The sequence below is a fragment of the Streptomyces sp. NPDC127100 genome (assembly GCF_042724095.1).
In the GTDB taxonomy this organism is placed as follows: domain Bacteria; phylum Actinomycetota; class Actinomycetes; order Streptomycetales; family Streptomycetaceae; genus Streptomyces.
This window is the reverse complement of the sequence record NZ_JBHXFL010000093.1, coordinates 3904-7249: the sequence shown is the minus strand read 5'-3', so window position 1 is coordinate 7249 and position 3346 is coordinate 3904. Positions and strand designations below refer to the sequence as shown.

General features: G+C 70.7%; 1 protein-coding gene. It reads left to right on the top strand.

Annotated elements, in window-relative coordinates:
* Positions 1-3346: type I polyketide synthase (locus ACFWJB_RS35275; RefSeq protein WP_386927396.1), on the top strand; the 3346-nt coding region annotated here is incomplete at both ends.

The following is a 3346-nucleotide window of genomic DNA, read 5'->3' as shown; positions in this document are numbered from 1 at the left end:
TTCCCGGGTGGTGTGCGGACGCCGGAGGAGCTGTGGCGGCTCCTCGACCGAGGTACGGATGCCATGGCAGGATTCCCCGACGACCGCGGCTGGGACATCGAGGCACTCTACGAACCCGGCTCCGAGACGCCGGGCAAGATCCATGCCCGTGAGGGTGGATTCCTTTACGACGCCGGTGACTTCGATCCTGGGTTCTTCGGTATTTCGCCGCGTGAGGCGTTGGCGATGGACCCGCAGCAGCGGTTGCTGTTGGAGACGTCGTGGGAGGCGCTGGAGCGTGCGGGTATCGACCCGGCGTCGGTGCGCGGCAGCCAGACCGGTGTCTTCGCCGGGATCATGCACCACGACTACGGTCTCTTGCAGGGCCCCGACGGCACACCCGGCTCGCCCAGCCCCGGCAGTATCGCTTCGGGGCGGATCTCCTACACGTTCGGTCTCGAGGGACCTGCGGTGACGGTGGACACGGCGTGTTCGTCGTCGTTGGTGGCGTTGCATCTGGCGGTGCAGTCGCTGCGGCAGGGGGAGTGTTCGCTGGCGTTGGCCGGTGGTGTGACGGTGATGGCGACGCCGGCGTTGTTCGTGGAGTTCAGCCGTCAGCGGGGTCTTGCTCCCGACGGCCGGTGCAAGGCGTTCGCGTCGGGTGCGGATGGCACCGGGTTCTCCGAGGGTGCCGGGATGCTGCTGCTGGAGCGGCTGTCGGACGCGCGGCGCAACGGGCACCGGGTGCTGGCGGTCGTGCGGGGTTCGGCTGTCAATCAGGATGGTGCGAGCAATGGTCTGACGGCGCCGAACGGTCCGTCGCAGCAGCGGGTGATCAGGGCCGCGCTGGCCAATGCCGGGCTGTCGGCCGCCGAGGTCGATGCGGTGGAGGCGCACGGCACGGGCACGAAGCTGGGCGACCCGATCGAGGCGCAGGCGTTGCTGGCCACCTACGGCCAGGACCGTCCGGAGGACCGGCCACTGCGGCTCGGCTCGATCAAGTCGAACATCGGGCACACCCAGGCCGCGGCGGGGGTCGCGGGTGTGATGAAGATGGTGCTCGCGATGCGGCACGGCACGCTGCCCCGCACCCTGCACGTCGACGAGCCTTCCCCGCAGGTGGACTGGTCCGCTGGTGCCGTGGAACTGCTGACCGACGTCGCTCCGTGGCCGGAGGGTGAGGCACCTCGCAGGGCGGGCGTGTCCTCGTTCGGCATCAGCGGCACCAACGCGCACGTGATCCTGGAGCAGGCTCCGGCTGTCGAAGAGGAACCCACCAGCGAGCACTCGCCGGTGGTGGTGCCGTGGGTGGTGTCGGGGAAGTCCGAGGCCGTGTTGCGGGCGCAGGCCGGGCGACTGGCCGAGTGTGTGCGTGAGGCCGAGCTTGCGCCGGTGGATGTGGGTTGGTCGTTGGTGTCGGCGCGGTCGGTGTTCGAGCACCGTGCCGTCGTGCTGGACGGTTTGAACGGTTTGGGGGTGCTGGCCGAGGGTGGTGAGTCCGCGGGTGTGGTGCGGGGGCAGGTGGTGCCGGGTCGGTTGGCGGTGCTGTTCTCGGGTCAGGGCAGTCAGCGGGTTGGGATGGGCCGGGAGTTGTATGAGGCCTTCCCGGTCTTCGCCGAAGCCTTCGACGAGGTGTGCGCGGCGTTCGACGGTCTGTTGAAGCGGCCGTTGCGTGAGGTGGTCTTCACCGATGACGACGGGGTGCTGGACGCGACGGAGTTCACGCAGTGTGCTCTGTTCGCGGTCGAGGTGGCGTTGTTCCGGTTGGTGTCGTCGTGGGGTGTGCGTCCTGATGTGGTGGGCGGGCATTCCATCGGCGAGCTGGCTGCTGCCCATGTGGCCGGTGTGTGGTCCCTCGAGGATGCGTGTGTGCTGGTGGCGGCGCGTGGCCGGTTGATGCAGGCGTTGCCCGAGGGTGGGGCGATGCTGGCGGTGGAGGCCGAGGAGTCGGTGGTCCGGGCTGCGCTGGCAGACCGTGACGGTGTGGATGTCGCGGCGGTCAACGGTCCCACTGCTGTGGTCGTCTCCGGTTCTGAGGAAGTGATCGCGGGGCTGGAGGAGTTGTGGCGGGGTGAGGGTCGGCGGGTGCGTCGGCTGCGGGTCTCGCATGCGTTCCATTCGCCGTTGATGGAGCCGATGCTGGCCGAGTTCCGCGAGGTCGCCCGGTCGGTTGCCTATGAGGCGCCGAAGCTGGCGGTTCTGTCGAACGTGACGGGTGGGCTGGCGGATGCGGCTGTGGTGTGTGACCCGGAGTACTGGGTGCGGCACGTGCGGGAGGCGGTGCGCTTCGCCGACGGGGTGACGCACCTGGCCGAGCATGGTGTGACGGCCTGCCTGGAGCTGGGTCCGGACGGTGTCCTGTCCGGGATGGGCGCCGAGTGCGTGCCGCAGATGCTGTTCACCCCGGTGCTGCGCAAGGACCGTGACGAATCGCAGTCGTTGGTGCGGGCCCTGGCGGAGGTGTATGTCCGCGGCCATGCGGTGGACTGGGCTGGTTTCCTCGCTCCGTCCCGCCCCCGGCTGGTGGATCTGCCCACCTACGCCTTCCAGCGAGAGCGGTACTGGCTTCCGGTGGCTCCGTCGGCGGGTGACGTGACCTCGGCCGGTCTGGGGGCGGCAGATCACCCTCTCCTTGGTGCGGCGGTTGCTCTGCCCGATTCCGACGGCTGTCTCTTCACCGGCCGTCTGTCGCTGGCGACCCATGGCTGGCTGGCCGACCACACCGTGCTGGGTGCCGTGCTGCTGCCGGGTACGGCCTTCGTCGACCTGGCCCTCCACGCCGGCACCCGATTCGGCTGCACGCGGCTGGACGACCTCGTCCTGGAGGCCCCCCTCGTGCTGCCGGAACACGGCGGCGTACAGGTGCGGGTGTCTGTGGCCGACGCCGACGCCGACGCCTCCGGCATCCGGGCCGTGGCCGTGCATTCGCGCCCGGACGGTGAGGACGGTCCGTGGGTCCGGCATGCGACGGGCCGGGTCGCACCCGGCGAACCGCATCCGGAACCCGGGGACCGGTCCTGGCCGCCGCACGACGCCGAGGCCGTCGCCCTGGACGGGTACTACGAGCGGCTGGCCGGGACGGGACTGCAGTACGGCCCCGTCTTCCAGGGCCTGCGGTCCGTATGGCGGCGGGGAACCGAGGTGTTCGCGGAGATCCGGCTGCCGGAGGACACGGAACCCGCAGCGAGCCGTTTCGGCGTGCACCCGGCGCTGCTGGACGCCGCCCTGCACGCCATGGGAGCGGCGGGGCGGGGGTGCGGGCTGGGCAGCCCCGACCCCCCGAGGGGGAGCGCCCGCAGCCCAGTGAGGGGGTTGGGGGGTTCGGCACCCGGCCCGCCCCGGGCGGGAAGGCCACCCCCCACCCCGC